Source organism: Ferribacterium limneticum (assembly GCF_020510585.1).
Lineage (GTDB): Bacteria > Pseudomonadota > Gammaproteobacteria > Burkholderiales > Rhodocyclaceae > Azonexus.
Genome location: NZ_CP075190.1, coordinates 622,411 through 648,736, shown reverse-complemented (window position 1 = coordinate 648,736; position 26,326 = coordinate 622,411). Strand labels below are relative to the sequence as shown.

30 protein-coding genes are annotated in these 26,326 nt (G+C 60.5%); 15 read left to right on the top strand and 15 right to left on the bottom strand.

All coding sequences use genetic code 11. The annotated features are described in order from the left end of the window. Positions 1-25 precede the first annotated feature (25 nt). Positions 26-490, top strand: coding sequence for a tRNA (cytidine(34)-2'-O)-methyltransferase (locus tag KI613_RS03110; RefSeq protein ID WP_226403764.1), 465 nt, complete (start codon positions 26-28; stop codon positions 488-490). Here KI613_RS03110 and KI613_RS03105 read toward each other — a convergent pair. Genes KI613_RS03105 through KI613_RS03080 form a run of 6 tightly spaced genes read right to left on the bottom strand, consistent with a single transcriptional unit; the run spans position 487 to position 3,423 of the window. Continuing rightward, on the bottom strand, positions 487-1,476 hold the full coding sequence (locus KI613_RS03105) for an NAD(P)H-dependent glycerol-3-phosphate dehydrogenase (RefSeq protein WP_226403763.1): 990 nt from the start codon (positions 1,474-1,476) through the stop codon (positions 487-489). The genes KI613_RS03110 and KI613_RS03105 overlap by 4 nt on opposite strands. Beyond that, complete coding sequence (locus tag KI613_RS03100; protein WP_226403762.1) at positions 1,473-1,913, bottom strand: SH3 domain-containing protein; 441 nt, start codon at positions 1,911-1,913, stop codon at positions 1,473-1,475. The genes KI613_RS03105 and KI613_RS03100 overlap by 4 nt, the downstream gene beginning before the upstream one ends. A 10-nt stretch (positions 1,914-1,923) precedes the next feature. After that, positions 1,924-2,388 (bottom strand): protein-export chaperone SecB, encoded by a 465-nt coding sequence (gene secB, locus KI613_RS03095; RefSeq protein ID WP_226403761.1) that lies wholly within the window; start codon positions 2,386-2,388, stop codon positions 1,924-1,926. Between the two features lie 31 nt (positions 2,389-2,419). Beyond that, positions 2,420-2,680, bottom strand: a complete 261-nt coding sequence (gene grxC, locus KI613_RS03090; RefSeq protein ID WP_226403760.1) for a glutaredoxin 3 — start codon at positions 2,678-2,680, stop codon at positions 2,420-2,422. After that, entirely contained in the window at positions 2,677-3,096 is a 420-nt protein-coding gene (locus KI613_RS03085; RefSeq protein ID WP_226403759.1) for a rhodanese-like domain-containing protein, read from the bottom strand. Before KI613_RS03085 ends, grxC begins: the two co-directional genes overlap by 4 nt. Positions 3,097-3,105: 9 nt before the next feature. Next, a complete protein-coding gene (locus KI613_RS03080) occupies positions 3,106-3,423 on the bottom strand; it encodes an ArsR/SmtB family transcription factor (RefSeq protein WP_226403758.1) in 318 nt (105 codons plus the stop codon). A gap of 138 nt (positions 3,424-3,561) precedes the next feature. On the opposite strand from KI613_RS03080, the gene KI613_RS03075 reads away from it, so the two are divergent. From KI613_RS03075 to KI613_RS03060, 4 genes are all read left to right on the top strand, one after another. Next, positions 3,562-4,932, top strand: coding sequence for a murein hydrolase activator EnvC family protein (locus tag KI613_RS03075; protein ID WP_226403757.1), 1,371 nt, complete (start codon positions 3,562-3,564; stop codon positions 4,930-4,932). Further along, complete coding sequence (locus KI613_RS03070; RefSeq protein ID WP_226403756.1) at positions 4,929-6,344, top strand: S41 family peptidase; 1,416 nt, start codon at positions 4,929-4,931, stop codon at positions 6,342-6,344. The genes KI613_RS03075 and KI613_RS03070 overlap by 4 nt, the downstream gene beginning before the upstream one ends. A gap of 20 nt (positions 6,345-6,364) precedes the next feature. After that, the gene (locus tag KI613_RS03065) at positions 6,365-6,766 is read left to right on the top strand and encodes a hypothetical protein (RefSeq protein WP_226403755.1); all 402 of its coding nucleotides are present in this window, start codon (positions 6,365-6,367) and stop codon (positions 6,764-6,766) included. Positions 6,767-6,827: 61 nt separating this feature from the next. Next, positions 6,828-7,655 (top strand): HesA/MoeB/ThiF family protein, encoded by an 828-nt coding sequence (locus KI613_RS03060; protein WP_226403754.1) that lies wholly within the window; start codon positions 6,828-6,830, stop codon positions 7,653-7,655. Here KI613_RS03060 and ribD read toward each other — a convergent pair. The 4 genes from ribD to KI613_RS03040 form a co-directional block, all read right to left on the bottom strand. After that, complete coding sequence (gene ribD / locus KI613_RS03055) at positions 7,570-8,658, bottom strand: bifunctional diaminohydroxyphosphoribosylaminopyrimidine deaminase/5-amino-6-(5-phosphoribosylamino)uracil reductase RibD (protein ID WP_226403753.1); 1,089 nt, start codon at positions 8,656-8,658, stop codon at positions 7,570-7,572. The two genes, KI613_RS03060 and ribD, sit on opposite strands and share 86 nt — an antisense overlap. Next, entirely contained in the window at positions 8,655-9,119 is a 465-nt protein-coding gene (gene nrdR, locus KI613_RS03050) for a transcriptional regulator NrdR (RefSeq protein WP_226403752.1), read from the bottom strand. Before nrdR ends, ribD begins: the two co-directional genes overlap by 4 nt. A 69-nt stretch (positions 9,120-9,188) precedes the next feature. Next, positions 9,189-10,439 carry a serine hydroxymethyltransferase gene (gene glyA, locus KI613_RS03045; protein WP_226403751.1) on the bottom strand — a complete coding sequence of 417 codons (1,251 nt, stop codon included), beginning with the start codon at positions 10,437-10,439 and terminating at the stop codon, positions 9,189-9,191. Positions 10,440-10,478: 39 nt separating this feature from the next. After that, the gene (locus KI613_RS03040) at positions 10,479-11,135 is read right to left on the bottom strand and encodes a histidine phosphatase family protein (RefSeq protein ID WP_226403750.1); all 657 of its coding nucleotides are present in this window, start codon (positions 11,133-11,135) and stop codon (positions 10,479-10,481) included. Positions 11,136-11,237: 102 nt separating this feature from the next. Between KI613_RS03040 and KI613_RS03035 the strand changes: the two genes are divergently transcribed. Then, on the top strand, positions 11,238-11,831 hold the full coding sequence (locus KI613_RS03035; RefSeq protein ID WP_226403749.1) for a TRAP transporter small permease subunit: 594 nt from the start codon (positions 11,238-11,240) through the stop codon (positions 11,829-11,831). Beyond that, entirely contained in the window at positions 11,831-13,327 is a 1,497-nt protein-coding gene (locus KI613_RS03030; RefSeq protein WP_226403748.1) for a TRAP transporter large permease, read from the top strand. Before KI613_RS03035 ends, KI613_RS03030 begins: the two co-directional genes overlap by 1 nt. A 56-nt stretch (positions 13,328-13,383) precedes the next feature. On the opposite strand, the gene KI613_RS03025 is transcribed toward KI613_RS03030, so the two are convergent. Continuing rightward, positions 13,384-14,307, bottom strand: a complete 924-nt coding sequence (locus KI613_RS03025; protein ID WP_226403747.1) for a LysR substrate-binding domain-containing protein — start codon at positions 14,305-14,307, stop codon at positions 13,384-13,386. 98 nt (positions 14,308-14,405) lie between these two features. On the opposite strand from KI613_RS03025, the gene KI613_RS03020 reads away from it, so the two are divergent. The 3 genes from KI613_RS03020 to KI613_RS03010 all read left to right on the top strand — a co-directional run bounded on the left by KI613_RS03020 (position 14,406) and on the right by KI613_RS03010 (position 16,542). Continuing rightward, complete coding sequence (locus KI613_RS03020) at positions 14,406-15,185, top strand: ferredoxin--NADP reductase (protein ID WP_226403746.1); 780 nt, start codon at positions 14,406-14,408, stop codon at positions 15,183-15,185. Between the two features lie 152 nt (positions 15,186-15,337). Continuing rightward, positions 15,338-15,799 carry a Dps family protein gene (locus tag KI613_RS03015; RefSeq protein ID WP_226403745.1) on the top strand — a complete coding sequence of 154 codons (462 nt, stop codon included), beginning with the start codon at positions 15,338-15,340 and terminating at the stop codon, positions 15,797-15,799. A gap of 122 nt (positions 15,800-15,921) precedes the next feature. Then, entirely contained in the window at positions 15,922-16,542 is a 621-nt protein-coding gene (locus tag KI613_RS03010) for a DUF3108 domain-containing protein (RefSeq protein ID WP_226403744.1), read from the top strand. Positions 16,543-16,598: 56 nt separating this feature from the next. On the opposite strand, the gene KI613_RS03005 is transcribed toward KI613_RS03010, so the two are convergent. The 3 genes from KI613_RS03005 to pmbA form a co-directional block, all read right to left on the bottom strand. Then, positions 16,599-17,687 carry a TRAP transporter substrate-binding protein gene (locus KI613_RS03005; protein WP_226403743.1) on the bottom strand — a complete coding sequence of 363 codons (1,089 nt, stop codon included), beginning with the start codon at positions 17,685-17,687 and terminating at the stop codon, positions 16,599-16,601. A gap of 198 nt (positions 17,688-17,885) precedes the next feature. Further along, positions 17,886-18,974 carry a TRAP transporter substrate-binding protein gene (locus KI613_RS03000; RefSeq protein WP_226403742.1) on the bottom strand — a complete coding sequence of 363 codons (1,089 nt, stop codon included), beginning with the start codon at positions 18,972-18,974 and terminating at the stop codon, positions 17,886-17,888. A gap of 175 nt (positions 18,975-19,149) precedes the next feature. Further along, positions 19,150-20,493 (bottom strand): metalloprotease PmbA, encoded by a 1,344-nt coding sequence (gene pmbA / locus KI613_RS02995; protein ID WP_226403741.1) that lies wholly within the window; start codon positions 20,491-20,493, stop codon positions 19,150-19,152. A 67-nt stretch (positions 20,494-20,560) separates the two neighbouring features. Between pmbA and yjgA the strand changes: the two genes are divergently transcribed. Both yjgA and mog read left to right on the top strand, forming a co-directional pair. Further along, on the top strand, positions 20,561-21,100 hold the full coding sequence (gene yjgA, locus KI613_RS02990) for a ribosome biogenesis factor YjgA (RefSeq protein WP_226403740.1): 540 nt from the start codon (positions 20,561-20,563) through the stop codon (positions 21,098-21,100). After that, the gene (gene mog, locus KI613_RS02985; RefSeq protein ID WP_226403739.1) at positions 21,093-21,683 is read left to right on the top strand and encodes a molybdopterin adenylyltransferase; all 591 of its coding nucleotides are present in this window, start codon (positions 21,093-21,095) and stop codon (positions 21,681-21,683) included. The genes yjgA and mog overlap by 8 nt, the downstream gene beginning before the upstream one ends. On the opposite strand, the gene KI613_RS02980 is transcribed toward mog, so the two are convergent. Next, positions 21,684-23,228 (bottom strand): hypothetical protein, encoded by a 1,545-nt coding sequence (locus tag KI613_RS02980; protein WP_226403738.1) that lies wholly within the window; start codon positions 23,226-23,228, stop codon positions 21,684-21,686. It abuts the gene before it with no gap. Between the two features lie 180 nt (positions 23,229-23,408). Between KI613_RS02980 and KI613_RS02975 the strand changes: the two genes are divergently transcribed. From KI613_RS02975 to KI613_RS02965, 3 genes are read left to right on the top strand one after another with little or no spacing between them, the layout of a single operon-like run. After that, positions 23,409-24,203, top strand: a complete 795-nt coding sequence (locus tag KI613_RS02975) for a thymidylate synthase (protein ID WP_226403737.1) — start codon at positions 23,409-23,411, stop codon at positions 24,201-24,203. Between the two features lie 2 nt (positions 24,204-24,205). Continuing rightward, positions 24,206-25,807, top strand: coding sequence for a glucose-6-phosphate isomerase (gene pgi / locus KI613_RS02970; RefSeq protein ID WP_226403736.1), 1,602 nt, complete (start codon positions 24,206-24,208; stop codon positions 25,805-25,807). Next, positions 25,800-26,276 (top strand): dihydrofolate reductase, encoded by a 477-nt coding sequence (locus KI613_RS02965; protein ID WP_226403735.1) that lies wholly within the window; start codon positions 25,800-25,802, stop codon positions 26,274-26,276. The genes pgi and KI613_RS02965 overlap by 8 nt, the downstream gene beginning before the upstream one ends. Positions 26,277-26,326: the final 50 nt, after the last annotated feature.

Here is a 26,326-nt window from a genome sequence, read left to right as displayed (position 1 = left end):
CCCTTCACCGTTTGAAAGCTGTCGCGTGTTTGCCGTCGTTCTCTACCAGCCCGAAATTCCGCCCAACACGGGCAACATCATTCGCCTGTGCGCCAACACCGGAGCCGAGCTGCATCTGGTCGAACCGCTCGGCTTTGACATTACCGACAAGGGTTTGCGGAGGGCCGGGCTGGACTATCACGAATACGCCCGCGTCGTGCGTCACGCCGACTGGACTGCCTGCAAGGCGGCACTCACCGGCCGGCGCATGTTTGCCATGACGACCAAGGGCACCGGCAGTCCGTTCGATACGGGCTTGCAGGAAAACGATGTGTTTGTCTTTGGTCGCGAAACCAGCGGACTGCCGCCGGAAGTGCTTGCCGAATTTCCACCGCAACAGCGACTGCGCCTGCCGATGCAGGCCGGGCAGCGCAGCCTCAACCTGTCCAACGCTGCCGCCGTCACCGTTTTCGAAGCCTGGCGCCAGGCCGGCTTCAGCGGCTCAAGTTAAGCCAACTCTTCTTTCGGGTCGCGCGCCATCAACTGCTCGACGGCTTGCGCAGCACTCAACCGGCCATCCAGCACGGCCGCCACGGCAGCGCTGATCGGCATATCGACGCCGAGCTGGCTCGACAAACGATCCACTTCGCGGGCGGTATATACGCCTTCGGCGACATGGCCGAGTTCTTCGAGAATCTGCGGCAGGGATTTGTTCTGGGCCAGCGCCAGACCTACGCGACGGTTGCGCGACAGATCGCCGGTACAGGTCAGGATCAGGTCACCCATGCCGGCCAGGCCCATGAAGGTCTGCCGATCGGCACCGAGGGCCAGACCGAGCCGGGCAATTTCGGCCAGGCCGCGCGTCATGAGCGCCGCCCGGGAATTCAGGCCCAGCCCAAGACCATCGCAAACGCCTGTCGCGATGGCCAACACATTCTTGACGGCACCACCGACCTCAACACCAACCAGATCATCGTTGGCGTAGATGCGCAGGCGCGCCGTATGGAGTTGGCGCGCCGCTTCGCGGGCGAAGGCCGGGTCATTGCCGGCCAGCGCTACGGCGGTCGGCTGCCCGGCCGCCACTTCCTCGGCAAAGCTGGGGCCGGAGAGTGCGCCGCACAAGGCCTGCTGGCCGAGCACTTCGGTTACCACCTGGTGCGGCAGCTTGCCGCTACCCGCCTCGAAACCCTTGCACACCCACAACACCGGCAACTTGCAGCCGATCGCCTTGAGCCGTTCGACGGTCGGCCGCAGACCGGCAATCGGCGTTGCCACGATGAGCAACTCGGCCGCTGCGACAGCTGCCTCGAAATCCGTCGACACGGCGACCGAGTCCGGCAACTTGTAGCCGGGGAAAAAGCGATGGTTTTCGCGTGTCGCCTTCAGGTCAGCCGCGACATCCTCTTCGCGCGACCACAGCGTCAGCTCATGCTTGCCAGCAAAGGCAATCGACAGCGCCGTGCCCCAAGCACCAGCGCCAAGCAGCGTGACTTTCATAGGCCCCAGACCTGCGTCGAACGAATGTAGCCGGTCGCCCCATCGCGATGACGCACCTTGGCCCAGCCCGGTGAAGCGGGTTCGATGAATTCAACAGCCACCCATTTGTCCAGCTCGGCCAGGACAGCCGATTCCGGCTTGTCCGACTGGCGAATTTCGGCTTTTGGTGCGGTCACGACGAGCGTCCGTTTATCCACCAGATTGCGCGACTCCAGCCAGGCCAGCGTCCCTTCGGCATCGCGCACCTTGAACCAACCTTCGAGCTTGACGACAACCTCGACCGGCGTCTGCGCCTTGATCAGGTAGAGCTTCTTGCCCTGCAGCGACGGCGCATCGAACAGGATGGCCGCCGGCACACTGACCGAGCGGTAGTCGATAGCCAGCGCTGCTCCGGCAGCGCTGATCAGCGACAGGGCGACAAGCGCACGACGCCACATGGCAATCACCTTACTGGATCGACACTTCGGTCGGCGCGCCGGACTGCTCCTGCTGCTGCAGGCGCTGCATGTACATGCCTTCAAAGTTGACTGGTTGCAGCACGATGGGCTGGAAGCCGGCGCGGCTGACCGAGTCGGAAACTGCTTCGCGGGCATAGGGGAAGAGAATGTTCGGGCAAGCGACGGCGATCAGCGGCTCGATCTGGTCTTCCGGCACGTTCTGGATGCGGAAGATACCGGCCTGGCCGACCTCAACCAGGAAAACAGTCTTGTCGCCCATCTTGGCGGTAACCGTCACGGTCAGCACGACTTCGTAGACGCTGTCGCCAACGGTCCGGCCACCGGTATTGAGCTGGATCTCGACTTGCGGGGCTTCACGCTCAAGGAAGATTTCCGGCGCATTCGGCACTTCAACCGACAGATCCTTGACGTAGAGTTTTTCAATACCGAAGACGGGCTGAGCGTTTTGTTCCATGGTTTTCTTTCAGAAGTTAAATCGGTTCGGTTTAGCCTTCGAGCAACGGCTTCAACTGGCCGGAGGCATCGAGGGCATAGAGATCGTCACAGCCACCCACGTGGGTTTCGCCGATGAAGATTTGCGGCACTGTACGCCGCTGAGTTTTCTGCATCATTTCATCGCGGCGGTCCGGATCGAGGTCGACGCGAACTTCCTCGATCTGCTCCACGCCGCGCGCCTTGAGCAATTGCTTGGCGCGCGTGCAATAAGGGCAGACTGCCGTCGTATACATCAGGACATGGGCGCTCATTTGCTCTTGGCGCCCTTTTTGATCGGATAGCCGGCCCCCACCCAGGCATCAACGCCACCAGTCAGGTTGTAAAGTTTCTCGAAGCCCTGCTTCTTGAGTTCGCCACAAGCCTTGTTCGAGCGCATGCCCGAGGCGCAGCAGACGATAATCGGCTTGTCCTTGAACTTGTCCAGTTCGCCAATACGCCCGGCCAGCACACTGGTCGGAATATTCTTCGCTTCCGGCAAATGCCCGGCAGCGTACTCTGCAGCTTCACGGACATCGAGGATGTGCGCATCTTCACGGTTGATCAGCTGAGTTGCCTCAGCCGGCCCGACGCTGTTGCCCGAGGGGCGCATCACCATCGGCCAGAGCAGGGAAAGGCCACTGACCGCGACCAGCGAAACCAGCAGAATATTCTGGTTGATAAATTCCATCGGTATCACTTAAGCCTCCGTCCCACAAAAAACTTCACGCATCATGCTGACCAGTTGCAGTGTGCGCTGATCGCCAACCCGGTAGAAGACGCGATTGGCGTCCTTGCGGGTAACCAGCACACCTTTTTCGCGCAGAATGGCCAGATGCTGGGAAATATTGCTCTGCGAGGTGCCCACCGCCTCAACGATATCCTGCACACACGCCTCCTGCTCGCCAAGCACGCAAAGGATTTTCAGGCGCAGCGGGTGGGCGATGGATTTCAGCGCACGGGCGGCCAGCTCGATGTGCTCCTGCTTGTCGATCAAACTGAAGGTTGGCGTTTCCAAGATAAAACCTCGTTTCGGTGAATGGCGCATTATAAAATAGCGTTTTACGTTTCGCTTAATCGAAATCACTCCGCGATGACCTTTGGACACACCCGGCCCGGCCAGCGCAGCCCTCGGCCCACCGGCAAAAGGCTGACGGTGGCACTGATTGCCGCGGTTTTCCTGAGCGCCGCGCCGGCCGTTGCCAAGCGAACTGCGGCCGAAAAAAAATCCACCCAGGTCGTCGCCTCGCCCGATATCGCCGAAAAACAGGCCGATCTGGGCGAATTGCGCAGCCGCATTGAAGGGCTGCGCAAGGAATTATCAAGCAGCGAAGAGAGCAAAGCCGATGCCGGCGACCGCCTGCGCGAATCCGACCGCCAGATTTCGCGGCTACAACGCGAACTTCATGAGTTGAACGATTCCCGCGGTCAACTGGAAAAAAAGCTCAAAAACCTCGAGCAACAATCGCAGGAACTTGGCGTCACGCTTGGCCAGCAACAAGCCCAACTGGAAAAACTGATCTACAAGCAATACCTGCGTGGCACGCCGGACTCGCTGCAATTGCTGCTCAACGGCGACGATCCCAACCAGATGGCGCGCGACCTGCACTATCTGTCAGCCATCGCGCTGACTCGCGCCGAACTGATGGGCGAAATCAACGCCACGCTCGACAAAAAGAAATCGTTGGCGGCCGATGCCAAGGAACGCAGCGCCGAACTGGCCGAGGTCGAAGCCGAGCAGAAAAAGCGCCATGCCGATTTGCAGAAGCAGCGCGAGGAGCGCCAGGCGCTGTACGCCCAGCTGGCCAGCAAAGTCAGCGCCCAGCGCAAGGAAATCGGCACCCTGCAGCAAAACGAAAAACGGATGACCCAGCTGATCGATCGGCTGTCAAAAATCCTCGCCGCCCAGGCGGCACGGGCGGCCAAGGCCGCCGAAGCCGCACGTCTGGCCGAAGCACGGCAGGCGGCGGCAAGACAAAAGGAAAAAGAGAGGGAGAAGGAACGGGAAAAGGACAAGCGCCCGGCGCATACAGAAGAGCGGGAAATCGCCCGCCCGACTCCCGCCATGGAGCCCACCCGCCCAAGAACAATCGAAGCCGAAAACCATTACGATCCCGCCCCGAGCAACGGCAATTTCGCCCGCCAGCGGGGCAGCCTGCGCCTGCCGGTACGCGGCGCCGTCTCCGGCCGTTTCGGTTCGGCCCGCGATGGCGGCGGCACCTGGCGTGGCCTGTTCATCAAGGCCGGCGCCGGCAGCGAGGTCAAGGCCATTGCCGGCGGCCGCGTCGTCTTCTCGGAATGGATGCGCGGCTTCGGCAATCTGCTCATCGTTGACCACGGCGACGCCTACCTGTCGATCTACGGCAACAACGATGCCTTGCTCAAACAGGTCGGCCAGGCCGTGAAGGGAGGAGAAACGGTAGCCACTGTGGGTAACAGCGGGGGCAATCCCGAATCCGGTTTATACTTTGAACTCCGCCACCAAGGGCAACCGATCGACCCGATGAAATGGGCCAGCTTGAAATGAGCAAAACTAAAACTATTAGCTTGACTGTTGGCGCCTTCGTCGCCGGCGCACTGATCAGCCTGAACTTCCCGGCCATGGCCGACAAGGAAGTCAAACCCGGCCTGCCTATCGATGAGTTGCGCACCTTTGCCGAGGTGTACAGCGCCATCAAGCAGGGCTACGTCGAGCCGGTCGAAGACAAGAAGATGATCACCAATGCCATTTCCGGCATGCTGTCCAACCTCGACCCGCACTCGACCTACCTCGACGCAGATGCCTTCAAGGATCTGCAGGTCGGCACGCAGGGCGAATTCGGCGGTCTGGGCATCGAAGTCGGCATGGAAGACGGCTTGGTCAAGGTCGTTTCGCCGATCGAAGACACCCCGGCCTATCGCGCAGGCGTCAAGGCCGGCGACCTGATCTTCAAACTTGATGAAACCCCGGTCAAGGGTCTGACCCTGTCGGATGCCGTCAAGAAAATGCGCGGCAAGCCGAAGACGCCGATCAAGCTATCGATCATCCGCAAGGGTGAAACCAAGCCGATCGAGCTGACCCTGATCCGCGAAGTGATCAAGGTGCAGAGCGTCAAGTCCAAGCTGGTCGAACCGGGCTACGGCTGGGTGCGCGTCACCCAGTTCCAGGAAAACACCGTCGCCGAACTGGCCAAGCATGTTTCCGCCCTCTACAAGGATGGCAACAAGCTGAACGGTCTGGTGCTCGACCTGCGCAACGACCCGGGCGGCCTGCTCAACGGCGCCATCGGCGTTTCAGCGGCTTTCCTGCCGCCCGATGTCAAGGTCGTGTCAACCGATGGCCGCACCGCCGATGCCAAGCAGGAATTCAGGGCTCGGGCGCAGGATTACCTGCGCGGCAGCAAGGAAGATCCACTCAAGACCATGCCTGTCGAAGCCAAGAAAGTTCCGATGGTCGTGCTGGTCAACGGTGGCTCGGCTTCGGCCTCGGAAATCGTCGCCGGCGCCCTGCAGGATCACAAGCGCGCCATAATCGTCGGCACCCAGAGTTTCGGCAAAGGCTCGGTGCAATCCGTTCTGCCGCTACCGGGCAACACCGCCATCAAGTTGACCACGGCCCGCTACTACACGCCGGAAGGCCGCTCGATTCAGGCCAAGGGCATCACGCCGGATATCGTCGTTGAGGAAAGTGCAAACGGCGCCAGCCCGGGCATGCGCATACGCGAAGCCGATCTCGACCGTCACCTGAGCAACGACCGCGAAAAGGAAGCGGCCAAGGAAGCAGCGAAATCGGAAGCCAAGGGACAAGCGAAGCCGGCCAAAAACGGCAAGGACAAGAAGGAAGACGCCGAGGACGAAATGCCGCAACGTCTGGAGTACGCCACCAAGGGCGACTACCAGTTCCAGCAGGCACTGAATCTTCTCAAGGGTCTTCAGATCATGCAGAATAAGGCGCAATAGTTCATTGATCGGGAGGGATGATGGCCGACACAGACCTCAAGAAAAACCGGGAAATCCTGTTCTCCAAGTTTCCGCCGGGCCAGGTGCCCGAAGCGGCGGATGATCTGCAGCATCTCGACGAACTTGAGGTTCAGGCCCGATTCGAAAAGCGCTCGCTGGGTGTCAGCTACGATCTGCAACAACACACCTTGCGGGAGCTTGACGATCATCTGGTCGACAAAGGCTTTCATCTCGACAACACGCTATACACGAAACTGACCCGGGCGCTGATCTACTACGTCGAAGAGACCCAGCTGCACAACATCGGCGCCCCGGAAAAACGCCTGAAACGCTCGGCCCAGGAAGCCTACGTCAACGCCTGGGAACATCACCCGCACGGCGACCATGACGACACGCCGCCGGAGTGGCGGGAATACAAGTAGTGCTCAGGATCGAGGATCCAGCTTTTAGCAAAACCACTCGATCCTAAAAACTCTATCCTAAATGACCGACGAGCAGCTACTCCGTTACAGCCGACACATCCTGCTCGACGCGTTGGGCATCGAAGGCCAGACGCGCATTCTGGGCACCCACGCATTGATCATCGGCGCCGGCGGTCTTGGTTCGCCGGCCGCCCTCTACCTGGCCTCGGCCGGGATCGGCAGGATCACGCTGGTTGATGACGACACAGTCGATTTCACCAACCTGCAGCGGCAAATTCTGCATACGCAGGCGCGCGTCGGCATGGCCAAGGCCGAATCCGGCAGCCAGGCGCTGAGCGCCATCAATCCTGACATTGAGATCATCCCGCTGCAGCAGCGCCTATCGGGTGAAGCGCTCGATGCGCTGGTTGCCAGCGCTGATCTCGTGCTCGACTGCACCGACAATTTCGCCACCCGGCACGCCATCAATCGCGCCTGCGTCCATCACCAAAAGCCACTGGTTTCCGGTGCCGCCGTCCGTTTCGATGGCCAGATCAGCGTCTACGACCTGCGCCACGACGATTCGCCGTGCTATCACTGCCTGTTTCCCGAAGGTGAGGATATCGAGGAAGTGCGCTGTGCCGTGATGGGTGTTTTCGCGCCGCTGACCGGCATCATCGGCACCATGCAGGCGGCCGAGGCGCTCAAGCTGGCGGCCGGTATTGGCGAAACGCTGACCGGACGCCTGCTGCTGCTTGATGCGCTAACGATGGAATGGCGTACCGTCCGTTTTAAAAAGGACGACGATTGCGCCGTGTGCGGACCTAAGGGAAACGTGCGATCAGGCGAATATCTTCGCCAAGCTGGCGCAGGTCCCGAATCCTCAAGCGCTGCTTGCCGTCTAGCCTAGTCAGCTCGGGCAGGTTGAACAGGCCGCTCGCTTCGTGGCCAATCAGGCAGGGCGCCAGATAGAGCAACAGCTCATCGACCAGACCTTCGCGCAGCAGCGAACCATTGAGCTTGAAGCCGGCTTCGGCGTGTACTTCGTTGATGCCGCGCTGCGCCAGCAATTCGAGCAAGGCTTTGAGGTCAACCTTGCCGGCGCCGTTATTTAAAATTTCGACGAAATTTCCGGTTGACCGTAGCAATGCCATTTTTTCGGCATTCTCTACGGCGCCGACGATCAGCACCGGCTCGCCTTGCAGAATACGCGCCGTCAGCGCTATTTCAAACTTGCTATCGACTACCACGCGCAAAGGCTGGCGCGTGGTAGCCACGTCACGCACGGTCAGACTTGGATCGTCGTCGCGCACAGTGCCGATACCGGTCAGGATGGCGCAGGCACGGGCCCGCCAGGCGTGACCATCGCGGCGCGCAGCGGAGCCGGTGATCCACTGGCTGATGCCGTTGTTGAGAGCAGTCTTTCCATCCAGACTGGCCGCAGCCTTGAGGCGCAACCACGGCCGGCCACGCGTCATGCGCGAGACAAAACCGATGTTGAGTTCCCGCGCTTCGCTTTCCAGCAAACCACTCGCCGTCTCGATCCCCGCCGCCCGCAACAGGGCAAGGCCCTTGCCAGAAACCAGCGGATTCGGATCGGTCATCGCCGCCACGACACGCGAAACGCCGGCGGCAATCAGTGCCTCGGCGCAAGGCGGCGTCCGGCCGTGATGGCTGCATGGTTCCAACGTTACGTAGGCCGTGGCACCCCTAGCCTTCTTACCAGCAGCGCGCAGAGCATGGACTTCGGCATGCGGCTCGCCGGCCTTCTCGTGCCAGCCTTCGCCAACGATTTCACCGTCGCGGACCACGACGCAACCAACCCGCGGATTGGGCGATGTCGTCCACAGGCCGCGCTCAGCCAGCTGCAGGGCGCGCGCCATCATGCCGTGGTCGACGGCTGAAAAGCTCATTTTTTCTTGGAGGTTGGCGAAACTTCGCGGATCGCCTTGGAGAAGGCATCCACGTCTTCAAAGTTGCGATAGACCGAGGCGAAGCGGATGTAGGCCACTTTGTCGAGCTTCTTGAGCTCGCGCATGACCAGTTCGCCCAACTGCTGCGTCGTCACCTCGCGCTCACCTGCCGAACGCAATCTTTCCTCGATATCGGCCACCGCCGCATCAACCGATTCAATCGACACCGGCCGCTTGCGCAGCGCCAGTTCCAGACTGGCGCGCAGCTTGGCCCGGCTGAACTCGGTGCGCAGGCCATTTTTCTTGACCACCTGCGGCAGCTGGATTTCCGCCCGCTCGTAGGTGGTGAAACGCTTGTCACAGGCATTGCACTTTCTGCGGCGACGCACGACGTCCGCCTCATCGGAGAGGCGGGTATCAACAACCGCCGTGTCGTCGTTGCCGCAGAAGGGGCATTTCACTTCAAACTCCCGAAAATTTCAGCGCGCCGCCCGAACAAGGCAACGCCGTGCGGGCAAACGCTGGAATTTTCACGCACCGTAGACCGGGAACTTGGCGCACAAGGCAGCGACCTTGGCACGCACGGTAGCGGCAACAGCTTCGTCGTTCGGCGCCTCGAGCACGTCAGCCACCAGATGGGCGATGGTTTCAGCTTCGATTTCGGTGAAACCACGCGTCGTCATGGCTGGCGAACCGATGCGGATGCCGGAAGTAACGAACGGCTTCTGCGGGTCGTTCGGGATGCCGTTCTTGTTGACCGTGATGTGAGCACGGCCGAGGGCTGCTTCGGCTTCCTTGCCGGTGATGTTCTTGGCCCGCAGGTCGAGCAGGAAGACGTGGCTTTCGGTGCGACCGGAAACGATGCGCAGACCGCGCTCCTCGCCGAGTACACGGGCCATGACGCGGGCGTTGTTGATGACCTGTTCCTGGTAGTTCTTGAACTCGGGCGTCGCGGCTTCCTTGAAAGCAACAGCCTTGGCTGCGATGACGTGCTCGAGCGGACCGCCTTGCAGGCCGGGGAAGATGGCGGAATTGAGGGCCTTTTCGTGCTCGGCCTTCATGAGGATGACGCCACCGCGCGGGCCGCGCAGGGTCTTGTGCGTGGTCGAGGTCACGACATCGGCGAAGGGCACCGGATTCGGGTAGAAACCGGCGGCGATCAGGCCGGCGTAGTGAGCCATGTCGACCCAGAAAATGGCGCCGACTTCCTTGGCGATCTTGGCGAAGCGTTCCCAGTCGATGCGCAGGGCGTAGGCCGAGGCGCCGGCGACGATGATCTTCGGCTTGTGCTCGCGGGCCAGCGCTTCCATCTTGTCGTAATCGATGGCTTCGTTGGCATCGAGACCGTAGGAAACGACGTTGAACCACTTGCCGGACATGTTGAGCGCCATGCCGTGGGTCAGGTGACCGCCTTCGGCCAGGCTCATGCCCATGATCGTGTCGCCCGGCTTGGCAAAGGCCATGAGCACGGCCTGGTTGGCCTGCGAACCGGAATTCGGCTGGACGTTGGCGGCATCGGCGCCGAACAGCTTCTTCAGGCGGTCGATGGCGATCTGCTCGACGACGTCGACGTATTCGCAGCCACCGTAGTAACGCTTGCCCGGGTAACCTTCGGCGTACTTGTTGGTGAGCTGGGAGCCCTGGGCTTCCATGACGGCCTTGCTCACGTAGTTTTCGGACGCGATCAGTTCGATGTGGTCTTCCTGACGCTGCACTTCGGCCTGAATGGCCTTCCAGAGTTCAGGATCAACTTTTGCCAGGGTGTCTTTCGCGGAAAACATGTCAAATGCCTCAAGCCATTGAAAAGGGGTCGAATTTTATCACGCCGGAAGCTCGTCAAGGGCGCCCGGCTCCAGATGGTCGGTTTCACCCCAGGTTTGCAGGCTCCACTGGCCGTCCACCGCAGCAATCCAGTTGATGCCGGCGTTGGGAATCAGGAAGTCACGCGGCGTTTCGAGCGAATTGCCGCGGACAAAACGGTTGATGATGTCGAGCACCCCGCCGTGCAGGACGATGGCGATGGTCTCCCCCGGGTGCCGCGCCGCCAGCTCCTTGAGCTTGCCGGTCACGCGCGCGAACATGACATGCAGGCTTTCGCCCTTCTCGAAATCGTAGTCGGCGTTGCGCCCTTCAAAGGCGGCATAGCCTTCCGGGTGATTGGCTTTCGCCTCGTCGTAGGTTAGCCCTTCAAACACACCGTAGCGCCGCTCGCGCATCTCGGGCACCGGCGTCGGCACCAGCCCGAGTTCGGCGCCAATCGATTGCGCCGTGGTCCATGCCCGCTTGAGATCGCTGCTGTAGAGCGCGACAATGCCGGCCGACTTGAGCCAGCGCCCGGCCGCCATCGCCTGGCGCACACCGGTTTCGTTGAGGCCGATATCGATCTGCCCCTGGATGCGCCGTTCAGCGTTCCATTCGGTCTCGCCATGGCGCACCAGACAGATTTGCGTTGTCCGGGTTGTAGGGATTTCCACCATTCTCTGCCTCTCGCCTTCGCTGTAAATTTGGCCCACTCAGATTTTCAATTAACCCCGGCCACGTCAGAAGTCGGGAATTCTATCAACCGAGGAGAACTTTTCGTGACCCTTCTGCTCAAGCTCTCGCAGCTGATCGACTGGCTCAATGAGCGCGTCGGCAAAGGCGCGTTCTGGCTGGTGCTGATCATGGCTTTGATTAGCGCCGGCAATGCCAGCTACCGCTTTGTTTTCAACGACAGCTCCAATGGCCTGCTGGAAATCCAGTGGTACCTGTTTGCCGCTGTCTTCCTGCTCTGCTCGCCTTACACGTTGCAAAAGAACGAGCACGTCCGCATCGACGTCCTGTCCGGCAAGCTGTCGCCGCGCGGTCTGGCCGTTATCGACATCATCGGCACCATCTTCTTTTTGCTGCCCATGGTGGTCGCCGTGCTCTGGCTCTCCCTGCCGCTGGTTGCCGAGTCATACAAGATTCAGGAAATGTCGGCCAACGCCGGCGGCCTGATTCGCTGGCCCGTCAAGATCCTGCTGCCCATCGGCTTTACGCTGCTCGCCCTGCAGGGCATTTCCGAACTGATCAAGCGCATCGCCTTTTTGGCCGGACGAATTGACGACCCGAACAACAAGGAAAAGGGCCCAACGCCTGAAGAAGAACTGGCCGCCGCCATTGCTGCAGCCAAAGCACTGGAGGCCAAATAATGGCGGAGTTCATGATTGCCAACATGGCGCCGCTGATGTTTGGCGCCCTCGTTGTATTCCTCCTCTTCGGCTATCCGGTCGCCTTCGCGCTGGCTGCCAACGGTATCCTCTTCGGCCTGATCGGCATTGAACTCGGCCTGCTCCACCCGGCACTCTTCCAGGCGCTGCCGGAGCGCATCTTCGGCATCATGGCCAACGACACCTTGCTGGCCATTCCATTCTTCACCTTCATGGGCCTGATCCTCGAACGATCAGGCATGGCCGAAGACCTGCTCGACACCATCGGCCAGTTGTTCGGCCCGATTCGTGGCGGCCTGGCCTTTGCCGTCATCTTCGTCGGTGCGCTGCTCGCCGCGACGACCGGCGTCGTTGCTGCCTCGGTCATCTCGATGGGCCTCATTTCCCTGCCCATCATGCTCCGCTACGGCTACGACAAGAAGCTGGCCTGCGGCGTCATCGCCGCCTCCGGCACGCTGGCCCAGATCATCCCACCATCGCTGGTGCTGATCATCATGGCCGACCAGTTGGGCAAATCGGTTGGCGACATGTACGAAGGCGCGATGATCCCCGGACTTATCCTGACTAGCCTGTATGTCGGCTATGTCGTGCTGATCACCTTCATCAAGCCCAACGCCGCCCCGGCCCTGCCGCCGGAAGCCCGCACCCTGCGCGGTTTCAAGCTGATGTTGCGGGTCGTCACAACGATGGTGCCGCCGCTGTTGCTGATTTTCCTCGTTCTCGGCACCATCTTCCTCGGCATCGCGACGCCGACTGAAGGCGGCGCCATGGGCGCAGCCGGTGCGCTGGCGCTGGCCATCGGCCGCAAGCGCCTGAGCTTCAAACTGCTCAAGCAGGCCATGGAAACGACCGGCAAGCTGTCGTCGTTCGTTGTTTTCATCCTGGTCGGCTCGACGGTTTTCGGCCTGATCTTCCGGGCAGTCAATGGCGACCTGTGGGTTGAGCACTTGCTGCTCGGCCTGCCGGGCGGCCAGGTCGGCTTCCTGATCGTGGTCAACCTGCTGGTCTTCCTGCTCGCTTTCTTCCTCGACTTCTTCGAACTGTCTTTCATCATCGTGCCGCTGCTCGCCCCTGTAGCCGACAAGCTGGGCATCGATCTGGTCTGGTTCGGCGTGCTGCTCGCGGTCAATATGCAGACTTCGTTCATGCATCCGCCTTTCGGCTTCGCGCTGTTCTACCTGCGCTCGGTGGCCCCAAGCTCGATCAAGACAACCGACATTTACTGGGGTGCCATTCCCTTCGTCTGCATCCAGATCATCATGGTCGCGCTGATCATCATCTTCCCGAACATCGTTAGCTACGGCGACGAGGCGCAGAAGGAGCAACAGCGCCTGGAAAAGGAGGGCAAGGCGCCAGCCGCCGTCGATCTCGACTCGCTCATGAAACAGAGCGACGAGGAACCCGACGAGAAGAAGGAAGGCAACGAAGACGCTGATGCGGCAGCCCTGCTTAAGGGCCTGCAGAGCGACAGCAAGTAACTAAGCCAGCTCGTATCAGGGCGGGGTCTGCGGATCCCGCCTTTTTTTCGTCTGGCTCAGGGGATGAAGGGCAGGGTCAGTTCGTTCGTATCGCTTGCTTCGCCCGACAAGCGACGACATTCCTCAATGAACATCCGGGTCGCCGTGCTGACATGGCGCTGACGCTGGCGGACGAACTGGAAGCGGCGCCGTAGCGCCAGTTCCGGCGTCTTGATCTCGACCAGACTGCCACGCCGCAAGGCTTCGCGCAGGGATAACCGCGACAGGCAGCCGACGCCCAAGCCCGATTCGACCGCGCGTTTAATCGCCTCGGTATGCTCAAGCTGCAGACAGACATCGGGATCGACGCCGATGGCCCGCACGGCCCGGTCGAACAGGGCGCGCGTTCCCGAACCCGGTTCGCGGACGATCCATTTTTGCGCCGCCAGCACGGTCGACCGTGCCAAACCAGCCGCCGCCAGAGGATGTGAGGGGGCGCAGAAGACGACCAGTTCATCATCGAGCCAGGGTTCGAAAATCAGATCGGAATCACTGGCTTCGCCCTCGATCAGGCCGAGATCGAGCTCGAAGCGGCGCAGGCGTTCGATCACCTGCTGCGTGTTGCAGACACTGAGATCGACCCGGCTGCCGGGGTTCTTTTGCAGGTATTCAACGACGACCAGTGTGGCCAGATAGTTGCCGATGGTCAGCGTCGCCCCGACGGCGACCGGCGCCAGACGACCGCCGGCCAGGTAGCCCTCGACCTCGCTGGCCCGGGCCAGCATGTCCTCGGCCTGCGGCAGCAAGCCACGCCCGCTGCCGTTGAGGCGCAGCGATTTGCCGACGCGGTCGAACAGCGGGCAATCGAAGTGACGCTCGAGTTCGAGCAGGGCGGTGCTGGCCGCCGATTGCGACATGTTGAGCTGCGCTGCTGCCCGCGAGACGTTTTCCAAGCGGGCAATGGCAGCAAAGACTTCGATCTGGCGCAGGGTAATTTTCATATCTGTATTTTAGATTACTGATATGCAAATTACCCGCTTTTATCAATAAACGATCCCGCCTAAGATCGGTCCCATTCAGTACAAGAAGGAGCATCAGCATGAGCAACCTGGCCACCGAAACCGTCACTTCCGTCCATCACTGGAACGACAGTCTGTTCACCTTCCGCACGACGCGCGCCCCCGGCTTGCGTTTCACCAACGGCCAATTCGTGATGATCGGCCTGGAAGTCGATGGCCGCCCGCTGACCCGCGCCTACAGCATCGCCAGCGCCAACCACGAGGAATATCTCGAGTTCTTCAGCATCAAGGTCCAGGACGGCCCGCTGACTTCCCGCCTGCAGCACCTCAAGCCGGGCGACCCGTTGCTGGTCAGTAAGAAGCCGACCGGCACGCTGGTGTTGCGCGACCTGAAGCCGGGCAAGCGCCTGTTCATGTTCGCCACCGGCACCGGGCTGGCACCGTTCATGAGCCTGATTCACGACCCGGAAACCTACGAGCGTTTCGACAAGGTCATCCTCATCCACGGCGTCCGGTGGACCAATGAACTGGCTTACCACGACTACATCGAGCAGGATTTGAAGGAGCATGAGTACTTCGCCGACTGGGTCAAGGAAAAGCTCATTTACTACCCGACAGTAACGCGCGAACCTTTCCGCAACGAGGGACGACTGACCGACCTGATCGAGTCCGGCAAATTCTTTACCGATATCGGTCAGCCACCGCTCGACCCGGCCACCGACCGCGCCATGATCTGCGGCAGCCCGGCCATGCTCGAAGATACCTCGGCCATGCTCGACGCTCGCGGCTTCGTGGTCGGCAACCATCACACCGGCAAGCTTGGCGACTACGTCATCGAACGCGCCTTTGTTGAAAAATAGGTTTTTTTCCGGTTGACCGTGGAAAGTGGGCAGGGCTATCGTGAGAATAGCCAGAATGAATTGGCTGTGCGCCAGCGAGGGGCGCATCATTCAATCGTTGCTTGACCAGTTTTTCTGGTCAAAAGCCCACCTGATCGACAAGGGAGAAAATCATGGATATCGGAATCACCAAGAAGGATCGCGAAAAAATCGCCGACGGCCTGTCCCATCTGCTGGCCGACTCGTTCACCCTCTACCTGAAGACCCACAACTTCCACTGGAACGTCACCGGCCCAATGTTCAACACGCTGCACGTGATGTTCATGGACCAGTACACCGAACTGTGGAACGCCCTTGACCTCATCGCCGAACGCATCCGCGCCCTGGGCGTCGCCGCCCCCGGCACCTACAGCGAATTCGCCAAGCTCACGGTGATCAAGGAAAGCGAAGGCAAGGTCTCGGCCGAGGACATGATCAAGCAACTGGTCGCCGGCCAGGAAGCCGTCACCAAGACAGCGCGCGGCATTTTCGCCATCGTCGACAAGGCCGGCGACGAGCCGACCGCCGACCTGCTCACCCAGCGCATGCAGATTCATGAAAAGAATGCCTGGATGCTGCGCAGCCTGCTGGAATAACAGACTTCCACGGTCAACCGGAAAAACCGGCCAAAATCAAAAAGCCCGCGAACTTCGCGGGTTTTTTATTGCCTACACAATGCGAACAGCATCGCTAAACGACGTCGGACGAGGAGGAGAAAATGACCCATTTATTGCCCACAAAAATCCGGCCCAGCATGCTGGCTTTGGCGCTGCTGGCTAGCTGTCTGGCTCACGCCCAGAACGTGGAACGTCCAGCTATCGAAGTTGGCGATCGCTGGAAATATGAAACGAAAGACGGGCTTACCCAACTGGTCACCGGGCAAACCGAACGCATCATTACAGCCACCGGCAACGACCGGATCGAGGCGACGGAAAATGGCAGCCCGGCAATCTACACCACCGAATGGAACCCACTGGAAACACCGGAAAGCCGCTTCGAGCCCGCTTCCCGTGCATTCAAATTTCCCTTGGCCGTGGGCGACAAGTGGCGCCACGAAGGCAAGACCTTGAACAAGGCGACCGGTTCTGACGGGCGCAGCCAGTACGAAGTCAAGGTCGTCGGCCAGGAAAAAATCACCGTTCCAGCAGGCAGTTTCGACGCCTACAAGCTGGTCATGGAGGGCTACTTCACTGTCCACAACATGGGCAACAGCAGAAGCTTCCCCTTTACCCGAACCTACTGGTATGCCCCGAGCGCGAAGGCCAGCGTAAAAATAGAAAACGATGCACCCCGAAACAACTGGCGCATGGAATTGATCGAGTTCGGCAAGAAGCCCTGAACACCCATAAAAAAACCGCGAATTTCGCGGTTTTTTCGGGTTGACCGCGGCGCGCCTTACTTCCCGGTCTGCAGGAACCCATCCATTCGCCGTTCGGCCAGACTGAACCAAGCCGACTGGGTTCGCCGGTATTTGTCGTACTCGACGTAGATCTTCTTGAAGGCCGGGTTCTTGCCGGCTTCGTCGACATACAGGTCGGTTGCTGCCTTGTAGGTGGCCTTGAGAATTTCGGGCGAGAATTCCTTGACCTTGACACCGCTCTGCATGAGCTTGGCCAGCGCCGCCGGGTTCTTGTGGTCGTATTCGGCCATCATCGTCACATTGGCCTCGTAGGCGGCAGCCTGGAAGGCTTCCTGATATTCCTTCGGCAGCTTGGCCCATTCGGCCTTATTAACAAAGAAGTGGATGACCGGGCCCGGTTCCCACCAACCCGGGTAGTAGTAGTTCTTGGCAACCTTGTAGAAGCCGAGCTTTTCGTCGTCGTACGGACCAACCCACTCGGCCGCGTCGATCGTGCCCTTTTCCAGCGCCGGGTAGATGTCACCACCGGCGATCTGCTGCGGCACCACGCCGAGGGCCGAGAAGACGGTGCCGCCGAGACCGGCGATGCGCATCTTGATACCCTTGAGGTCGGCCACGGTCTTCACTTCCTTGCGCCACCAGCCGCCCATCTGGGTGCCGGTATTGCCGCCAGCGAAAGAGATGACGTTGTAGTTGCTGTAGAAGTCGTCGAGCAGCTTCTGGCCGCCGCCGTAGTAGATCCAGGCGTTCATCTGGCGCGCCGTCATGCCGAACGGAATAGAGGTGCCGAAGCCGAAGGTCTTGTCCTTGCCAACGTAGTAATACGAACAGGTATGGCAGCATTCGACAGTGCCTTGCTGCACGGCATCGAGCGCCTGCAGGCCAGGGACGATTTCGCCGCCGGGGAAAACGCGGATGTCAAACTTGCCGCCAGTCATCGCGCGCAGGCGATTGGCCAGCACTTCGGCGCCACCGTAAATGGTATCCAGGCTCTTCGGGAAGCTCGAGGTCAGGCGCCATTTGATATTGGGCAGTGCTTGAGCGATGGCTGGTGCGGCCAGGGTGGTTGCAGCGCCGGCAACAGCACCGACAGAAGCTTTCTTCAGAAAATCACGACGTTGCATATTGTCTCCTTATTCGCGTTAGTGAGCGTCTTGCCAACAAGCCGTATCGATTCTTTACCAATTTCCGGCTTTTTGCCATAGGGAAAACCCTCGCAGCATGACATTGGCGACGACCGTCTACGCCCGAAAGTAGCAATAAAAAAGGCTGGAACAGCTCACGCTGCCCAGCCTTTTTCTCCGTACAACAATCGGTACCGCTTAGCGATGCGCCTGATTGAACTGGTCCATCGGCATTTCCGCCACCGCAAACCAGGCGCGCTGGCTCTTGGCATACTTGGTGTAGGAATCGTAGATCTTCTTGAAGGCCGGATTCTTGGCCGACTCGTCGGCGTAGAGCTGCTGGGCCGACTTGTAGGCGGCTTCCATGATTTCCTTGGAGAAGGCATGCAGCTTGACGCCGTTTTGCAGCAATTTGGCCAGGGCAATCGGATTCTTGTGATCGTACTCGGCGGTCATTGTCACGTTGGCTTCGGCGGCGGCGCAGGCGAATGCAGCCTGGTATTCCTTGGGCAGCTTGTCCCATTCCTTTTTGTTGACGAAAAATTCGAGACAGGTGCTCGGCTCCCACCAGCCCGGACCGTAGTAATTCTTGGCCACCTTGTAGAAGCCCAGCTTCTCGTCGTCGTAAGGACCGATCCACTCGGCGGCATCGATTGTGCCCTTCTCCAGCGCCGGGTAGATATCGCCGGCGGCAATTTGCTGCGGCACGACGCCGAGCGGCGTCAGCACGGCGCCGCCCAGGCCGCCGATCCGCATCTTGATGCCTTTGAGGTCGGCCACGGTTTTCACTTCCTTGCGCCACCAGCCGCCCATCTGGGTGCCACTGTTGCCGCCCGGGAATGAAACGCAGTTGTAGCCGGCGTAAAACTCGTCAAGCAACTGTTGTCCGCCGCCCTGGTACATCCAGGCGTTGGTCTGGCGGGCGTTCATGCCGAACGGGATCGTGGTGCCAAAAGCAAAGGTGCGATCCTTGCCGACGTAATAGTAGGAAGCAGTGTGGCAGCACTCGACGGTACCCTGCTGCACGGCATCCAGCGCCTGCAAACCGGGAACGATTTCGCCACCGGGAAAAACGCGGATGTCGAACTTGCCGCCGGTCAATTCACGCAGGCGATTGGCCAGTTGCTCGGCACCGCCGTAAATGGTGTCGAGGCTTTTCGGGAAGCTGGAAGTCAGGCGCCACTTGATGCTCGGCAGATCGGCGGCGATCGCCGGTGCGGCGATGGTGGCGGCGGCTCCGGCGGCGGCGCCGATGGAAGCCTTTTTCAGAAAATCACGACGTTGCATTTTGTCTCCTGGACAGTGAACTTTTGAGGTTTTTTACAACAGACCCCATTCTAGGAAACGAAGAAAAAACCGCGATTGGAGAAAACCCGATCAGGGAAACCCCTGATTGCAAACAGAAAATAGTCAATTAGCATTGACCCAACTGACAACTAACAAGCTCGCCCCCCCCGTCAGGTCATTCGCCGGCGATGGTCATCCGATCAAGCATGATCGAGCCGGTCTGCTTCGAGCCGCGTACCTGAACGTCATTACCGACGGCGACGATGCCGGCCAGCATGCTCTTGAGATTTCCGGCGATGGTAATTTCCTCAACCGGGTAGGCAATCTTGCCGTCCTCGATCCAGAAGCCGGCGGCGCCGCGCGAATAGTCGCCGGTTACATAGTTGATGCCGTGGCCGAGCAGTTCGGTCACGAGCAGGCCGCGGCCCATCTTGGCCATCAGGCCTTCCAGACCAAGCTCGCCCGGTTCGATGACCAGATTGTGGCTACCGCCGGCATTGGCCGTCGTCTGCATGCCCAGCTTGCGCGCCGTGTAGGTACTCAGGAAATAGCCTTGCAGGATGCCGTTGCTGACCAGGTCGCGGTCGCGCGTTGCCACGCCGTCGCTGTCGAAGGAGGCGCTGCCCAGTCCACACTTGATATGCGGGCGTTCGGCGATGTTCACGAAGTCCGGCATGATTTTCTTGCCGAGCTGATCGATCAGGAAAGAGGATTTGCGATACAGCGCCCCGCCGCTAGCGGCATGCACCAGACTGCCGAGCAGGCCGCCAGCCAGCGGCGCTTCGAGGATGATCGGGAACTCACCGGTCTTGACCTTGCGCCCGCCCAGCCGCGCCACGGCGCGCTCGGCCGCGATGCGACCGACCTGTGCTGCGTCACCCAGCTGTTTCGCATCGCGATGCGTCGTATACCAGTCGTCGCGCTGCATCGCATCCTGCTCGCCGGAAATGACCGAGCACGAAATGTAATGGCGCGAAGTCGGGTAGCCACCCATGAAGCCAAGGCTGTTGGCCGAGACAAAATGTGCCTGCTGCGTCGAGATTGATGCCCCCTCGGAATTGCTGACCAGCGGACTGGCCTCGAAAGCCGCCTGTTCGCAGCGGCGGGCCGTCTCGATGGCATCTTCCACGGTCAACGCCCACGGGTGATACAGATCCAGATCGGGCACATCCTTCGCCATCAGCGCCGCATCGGCCAGGCCGGCACAGTCATCCTCAGCCGTGAAGCGGGCGATGTCGAGCGCCGCCTCGACCGTTTCGCGCAATGCCTGGGCCGAAAAATCGGAGGTGCTGGCGTAGCCTTTGCGCTGGCCCGAGTAAATTGTGATGCCGATACCCTTGTCGCGATTGAACTCGATGGTCTCGACCTCGTTGCAGCGCACCGTCACCGACTGCCCGAAACCTTCGGACACATCGACCTCGCAGGCCGTCGCACCCTTGGTCTTGGCGTGCTTGAGAACGTCCTCGGAGAGCTGTTGCAGGGTAGCGAAGGAATAGGAAAATGCGGCAGTTTCGGACATGGAGGCGGCGTCGGAGCGGGAAAGTCGCTATCATAACAGCCCGTTATTGCCAGCACCGGATGCACCCATGCAAGAAGAAGATTTCACCGAAGACACCGGCCGCCCCTCGAAGACAAAAAAGAAGGAGGCGATGCATGAATTGCGCGATCTTGGCGCCGAACTGGTTGAGCTTTCGGTCGGCCAACTGAAGGCGATCAAGCTGCCGGAAAACATTTTCGAAGCTGTCCGCGAATGCCAGAAAATCACCGCTCATGGCGCCCATCGCCGGCAGGTGGCGTATCTCGGCAAGCTCATGCGCGGCGTCGACGACGAGCCGATCCGCGCCGGCCTGGCCATGTTGCGCGGCGAATCGTCGGCCGAAACAGCCCGCCTGCATCGGCTTGAGCGCTTCCGCAACCGCTTTCTCGAAGACGAAGCCTATCTGGCTGAAATTGCCGCCGTCTGGCCCTCCATCGACCTCCAGCACATGCGCCAACTGCGCCGCAATGCGTTGAAGGAACAGGAAAACAACAAGCCGCCGAAGAACTTCCGGGCCATTTTCCAGATCCTGCAGGAACTGGACAAACAGGGCACACCGCCAGCCGAAGAGGAAGCCGGCGATGAATGAGGAACTGGTCGTCGGCCTCGTTTCAATCAGCGACCGCGCGTCGACCGGCGTTTATGAAGACAAGGGCATCCCGGCCCTGCAGGAATGGCTGTCGTCAGCCCTGACCACGCCGTGGCGCGTCGAAACGCGTCTGATCGCCGACGACCGCGAGACAATTGAAAATACGCTGATTTCTCTGGTTGACCGTGAGAAATGCCATCTGGTCCTGACCACCGGCGGCACCGGCCCGGCCTTGCGCGACGTCACGCCGGAAGCCACGCTGGCCGTCGCCGACAAGGAAATGCCCGGTTTCGGCGAGGAAATGCGCCGGATCAGCCTCAATTTCGTGCCGACCGCCATCCTCTCGCGGCAGGTGGCCGTCATCCGCAAGCAGGCGTTGATCATCAACCTGCCCGGCCAACCGAAATCGATCAAGGAAACGCTGGAAGGCGTTCGCCATGCCGACGGGACGGTCGCCCACGTTGGCATCTTCGCCGCCGTACCATATTGCATCGACCTGATCGGTGGCCCCTACGCCGAAACGAATGAAGCAGTGATCAAGGCCTTTCGGCCCAAATCAGCAATTCGCCCGTCCAAGTCCTGATCAGCCGAGCGAACTCCGGCGATAACGCGCCAGTTCGTAGTCGGCCGTCTGCTCACTCAGCGCAATCGGCGTCAGCAGGAAGCGCTGGCCATCCCGGACATATTCCAGACTTTCGCGCGGGTCGAAGGTCATCGGCGGCAGAATGACCCGAAACTCATCGGCTTCATTGCCGTCGAGCAGCATCAGGGCCGGCGTTCCCGCTGCAGCGGCATATCTGGATACCGCCCGAACCTGCACTTCTAGCGCCAGCGCTTTGGTGGCCAAAGCCTGAATGCCGACGCGGGCATCCTTTTCAGAAAGCCGGTGGTAACGACGAATGACCCCGAGCAGCCAGTTGTCACCGCCTTCGGGCTGCATGGCAACGAGGGCACCGACCTTGAGCCATTCGCCCGGAGCGCTGTTGAGCAAGGCGCCGAAGCCCCCGCGGCTGACATTTTCGGCAACCCAGGTATCCGTCGGCAAACCCGCTGCCTGACCGCCAAACTCTTCGGAGAAAACGACGAAGGCGTTGACCAGTCCATTGAGCACCGACATGCGGTGCGTGACGCGATGGCGGTCATGCAGGCGCTGCGGCGGCATTGGCGACAGATAGTTGGTCAAATGGCGGAACACCGTGACCAGCAGCTTGACCGGATACTGTCCGCCGAGACTGATTTCGGGCGGCATGTCACCACCCCGCTCCAGCGTCTCGAGCACCGTCTGCATCGCCTCGTGGGCCGCTCCGGGTTTGAGGAAGCGCTGAGTTGGCTCGGCCTTGGCCGGCCGGCGCGCCAGACGTAGCGGCGGCTGGGCCAGCTTGAGATCGACCCAGTAGACGCTGTCAATCCGGGCCTCAACGGTAAATACAAAGCCGGGCAGAAAATGGGCAATGACCTGTTCTGCCAACTCGATGCCGACCGGCAACAGGCTATCGAGCGACGCCGCCTGGAAAATCATGACTTTCTGGTATTCCTGCAGCGGGGAAGTCATGCCGCTCTTGCCCGGCAAAGCCACCGCCTTGCTCGCTACCCCCGCCTCCTCGGCCGCCAGCAGGGCGCGCCCCAGGCTCTGCCAACAGGTATCCCGCGACGGACCGTAATGAAACTGCTCCCACTTGAGGGCCCGGCCAAGGGCAACCATCAGGCGAACGCACAGGGTTGGCAACACTGACTTGGGTAATTCTCCGGGCCGGCTTTTCTCCCCGACTGCCAGCAGACAGCGCTCGTAGGCAGCGCCCAGCCGGGTCCAGAAAGCATAGTTGATCGACCACAGACGGTTTTCTTCTGACTTCGACAGACGAACGCTCCCGAAATACTCGCGGGAAAGGCGCTTCAAATGTGGTTGAGCCGCCTCCTCGAACTGCTCGAGTACCTCGTACAAAGTGCCACCCGGAAAATTGCTCACGCCTTCCAGCGATTCGAGCCAGCCGGAAATTTCGTCAAGCGCCTTGAAGGCATTGTCCTTGGGTAATTCGCTGAGGACTCGGCGCAATTCGCGCGCATTGGCCAGCGGATGATCTGATTTCTGGGCAAAGAACCCGCCCAGACTGGCTACCTTGTTAAGCACCGCTCCCCTCCTCCGATAATTGTTTTTTTACAGTGTAAACTGATAAATCGCCTTCTGCCGTGAGTAATTTCCACATTTTGGCAATATTACCAAGGGATAATTTCGCCTCTGCAGGCGAGCGACGCTTCTGCCCGCCATGTAGAATAGATCGTTTATTGATAGCTCCGGATAGCCGACTCGATGCAGCCTTACCTTGACCTGATGCGCCACGTTCTCGGGAACGGGCACGAAAAATCCGACCGTACCGGCACCGGTACGCGCTCGGTCTTTGGCTGGCAGATGCGTTTCGATCTAGCCAAGGGCTTTCCGATGGTGACGACCAAGAAGCTCCATCTGAAATCCATCGTTCACGAATTGCTGTGGTTCCTGCAGGGCGACACCAACATCGCTTACCTCAAGGAAAACGGTGTTCGCATCTGGGACGAATGGGCCGACGAAAACGGTGACCTCGGGCCGGTCTACGGCAAGCAATGGCGCCGCTGGGAAACCCCGGATGGCCGCCTGATCGACCAGATCACGCAACTGGTCAACAGCCTCAAAAACAACCCGGACTCGCGTCGCCACATTGTTTCGGCGTGGAATCCGGGCGATGTGGACAGCATGGCACTGCCGCCCTGCCACTGCCTGTTCCAGTTCTATGTGGCGAATGGCAAGCTGTCCTGCCAGCTCTACCAGCGCAGCGCTGACATCTTTCTCGGTGTGCCCTTCAACATAGCCTCCTACGCCTTGCTGACCCTCATGCTGGCCCAGGTCTGCGGCTACCAGCCGGGTGAGTTTGTGCACACCTTCGGCGACGCACACATCTATTCGAATCATTTTGAGCAGGCCGAACTGCAGTTGTCCCGCGAAACACGCCCGCTACCGACGATGTGGATCAATCCGACGGTCAACGACATTTTTGCCTTCAAATTCGAAGACTTCCGTCTCGACGGCTACGACCCGCATCCGCACATCGCCGCCCAGGTGGCCATCTGACCATGCAGGTACCACTTCGTCCCGCTTGGCTCGCGCTGGCCGAACACGCGCGCAGCATCAAGCACCGCCACCTGCGCGACCTATTTTCGGCTGATCCGGCCCGTTTCTATCGTTACTCGATACAGGCCGACAATCTCCTGCTCGACTACTCGAAACAGCGCCTCGACCAGCACACCATGGGCTTGTTGCGGCAACTGGCCGAACAGGCCGGATTGCGTACCTGGATCGAGCGTATGCGCGCTGGCGAGCCGATCAATCACACGGAAGGACGCCCCGTCCGCCATGCCGACCTGCGCGCTGGTGACACTGCGCCGTCCGAGGTCAAAGCCGTGCTCGCCCGCCTGGCCGGCTTTTGCGAACAGATACATGGCGGCCAGTGGCGAGGCTTTTCGGGCGAACGCATCACGGATGTCGTCAATATCGGCATCGGCGGTTCCGATCTTGGCCCACGCATGGCGGTTCATGCCCTGGCGGCCTTCCAGCAGCCAGACATCAACGTCCATTTCGTCTCCAACCTCGACAGCGCCGATCTGGCCAGCACGCTGACCCGCCTCAATCCACGCAGCACGCTGTTCATCGTTGCCAGCAAGACCTTCACGACGCTGGAAACGATGGCCAACGCGGGTACCGCGCGCAACTGGATAGTCGCCGCGGCCGGCAACGAAGCGGCCATTGCCCGGCATTTCGTCGCCGCCTCGACCAATCTGGCCGCCACGGCCGAATTCGGCATCGCCCCGGAAAACGTCTTCGAGTTCTGGGACTGGGTGGGCGGCCGTTTCTCGCTGTGGTCGGCCATCGGCCTGCCCATTGCGCTGGCCGTTGGTTTCCGCCATTTCGAGCAACTGCTCGCCGGCGCCCACGCCATGGACGAGCATTTCTTCAAGGCCGCGCCCGACAGCAATCTGCCGCTGACGCTGGCCCTCGTCGCGCTGTGGAACACCAACTTCCTCGACGCCCACAGCCAAGGCGTTTTTCCCTATAGCCACTCGCTGGCCTTGCTGCCCTCGCACCTGCAGCAGCTCGAAATGGAAAGCAACGGCAAGCGCGCCAACCGCGACGGTCTGGCAGTCGATTACCCGACCAATCCGATTTTGTGGGGCGCCGCCGGAACCAACGGCCAGCACTCGTTCTTCCAGTTGTTGCATCAGGGCAGCGAGCTGGTGGCCTGCGATTTCATTGCGTTGGGCAAATCCGATTTTCCGCTGCCCGGTCACCACAGCGGCCTGCTCGCCAACTGCCTCGCCCAATCGTCGGCGCTGGCTTTCGGCCAGACCGTCGACGAAGCGCGGGTCGCCGGAATTCCCGAGCATTTGTTGCCGTTCCGCCGCTTCCCGGGCAATCAGCCGTCATCAACGCTGGTTCTGCCCGAACTGACCCCTTTCACGCTGGGTCAGCTCATCGCCCTCTACGAACACAAAGTCTTCTGCCTTGGCGTGCTGTGGAATCTCAATTCGTTCGACCAGTGGGGCGTCGAGCTCGGCAAGCAACTGGCTGGCAAGCTCGCCCCTTGCATACGCGACGAGGCACCGACTGACGGTCTCGACCCGTCGACGCGCGGACTGATCAATCATTTGCGCCGTTTCCGGAGCACTCCTCATGACTGAAGTCGTCATCATTGCCGCCGTGGCAAAGAACCGCGTGATCGGCAAGGATAACCAGCTGATCTGGAACATCCCGGAAGACATGGCGCACTTCAAGGCGCTGACCGCCGGCCATACGGTGATCATGGGGCGCAAGACCTGGGAGTCGCTGCCACCGCGCTTTCGCCCGCTGCCCGGCCGGCGCAACATCGTAATCAGCCGGCAGGCCGACTACGCCGCGCCCGGTGCCCAATTGGCCGATTCGCTGGAAAACGCCCTGAAACTGGCGTCGACCGCGGACACCGTTTTCATTATCGGCGGCGAGCAGATCTACGCCCAGGCGATGGTGCTGGCTGACCGTCTCGAAATCACCGAAGTCGACCTCGAACCCGAGGGCGATGCGTGGTTTCCCGAGGTTTCCACGGTCAACTGGAAAAAAACGTCAAATTTGAAAAGCGCGGGCTGCGCTTTCGTGACCTACCGGAAGCAGTAAATCATTGTCGTGGCGCAGCGGTCAGCCCGCTGCGCCGATCGACGATTCGT

Coding starts and splice junctions, on each gene's coding strand:
- KI613_RS03040 (WP_226403750.1), bottom strand. CDS start 11,135: ATGGTGGAAATCCCTACAACCCGGACAACGCAAATCTGTCTGGTGCGC.
- KI613_RS03105 (WP_226403763.1), bottom strand. CDS start 1,476: ATGAAAGTCACGCTGCTTGGCGCTGGTGCTTGGGGCACGGCGCTGTCG.
- KI613_RS03085 (WP_226403759.1), bottom strand. CDS start 3,096: ATGGAATTTATCAACCAGAATATTCTGCTGGTTTCGCTGGTCGCGGTC.
- KI613_RS03000 (WP_226403742.1), bottom strand. CDS start 18,974: ATGCAACGTCGTGATTTTCTGAAAAAGGCTTCCATCGGCGCCGCCGCC.
- KI613_RS02975 (WP_226403737.1), top strand. CDS start 23,409: ATGCAGCCTTACCTTGACCTGATGCGCCACGTTCTCGGGAACGGGCAC.
- KI613_RS03065 (WP_226403755.1), top strand. CDS start 6,365: ATGGCCGACACAGACCTCAAGAAAAACCGGGAAATCCTGTTCTCCAAG.
- KI613_RS03005 (WP_226403743.1), bottom strand. CDS start 17,687: ATGCAACGTCGTGATTTTCTGAAGAAAGCTTCTGTCGGTGCTGTTGCC.
- ribD (WP_226403753.1), bottom strand. CDS start 8,658: ATGAGCTTTTCAGCCGTCGACCACGGCATGATGGCGCGCGCCCTGCAG.
- KI613_RS03025 (WP_226403747.1), bottom strand. CDS start 14,307: ATGAAAATTACCCTGCGCCAGATCGAAGTCTTTGCTGCCATTGCCCGC.
- pgi (WP_226403736.1), top strand. CDS start 24,206: ATGCAGGTACCACTTCGTCCCGCTTGGCTCGCGCTGGCCGAACACGCG.
- KI613_RS02965 (WP_226403735.1), top strand. CDS start 25,800: ATGACTGAAGTCGTCATCATTGCCGCCGTGGCAAAGAACCGCGTGATC.
- KI613_RS03060 (WP_226403754.1), top strand. CDS start 6,828: ATGACCGACGAGCAGCTACTCCGTTACAGCCGACACATCCTGCTCGAC.
- grxC (WP_226403760.1), bottom strand. CDS start 2,680: ATGAGCGCCCATGTCCTGATGTATACGACGGCAGTCTGCCCTTATTGC.
- KI613_RS03030 (WP_226403748.1), top strand. CDS start 11,831: ATGGCGGAGTTCATGATTGCCAACATGGCGCCGCTGATGTTTGGCGCC.
- KI613_RS03100 (WP_226403762.1), bottom strand. CDS start 1,913: ATGTGGCGTCGTGCGCTTGTCGCCCTGTCGCTGATCAGCGCTGCCGGA.
- KI613_RS03015 (WP_226403745.1), top strand. CDS start 15,338: ATGGATATCGGAATCACCAAGAAGGATCGCGAAAAAATCGCCGACGGC.
- mog (WP_226403739.1), top strand. CDS start 21,093: ATGAATGAGGAACTGGTCGTCGGCCTCGTTTCAATCAGCGACCGCGCG.
- KI613_RS03070 (WP_226403756.1), top strand. CDS start 4,929: ATGAGCAAAACTAAAACTATTAGCTTGACTGTTGGCGCCTTCGTCGCC.
- glyA (WP_226403751.1), bottom strand. CDS start 10,439: ATGTTTTCCGCGAAAGACACCCTGGCAAAAGTTGATCCTGAACTCTGG.
- KI613_RS03010 (WP_226403744.1), top strand. CDS start 15,922: ATGACCCATTTATTGCCCACAAAAATCCGGCCCAGCATGCTGGCTTTG.
- pmbA (WP_226403741.1), bottom strand. CDS start 20,493: ATGTCCGAAACTGCCGCATTTTCCTATTCCTTCGCTACCCTGCAACAG.
- KI613_RS03020 (WP_226403746.1), top strand. CDS start 14,406: ATGAGCAACCTGGCCACCGAAACCGTCACTTCCGTCCATCACTGGAAC.
- secB (WP_226403761.1), bottom strand. CDS start 2,388: ATGGAACAAAACGCTCAGCCCGTCTTCGGTATTGAAAAACTCTACGTC.
- yjgA (WP_226403740.1), top strand. CDS start 20,561: ATGCAAGAAGAAGATTTCACCGAAGACACCGGCCGCCCCTCGAAGACA.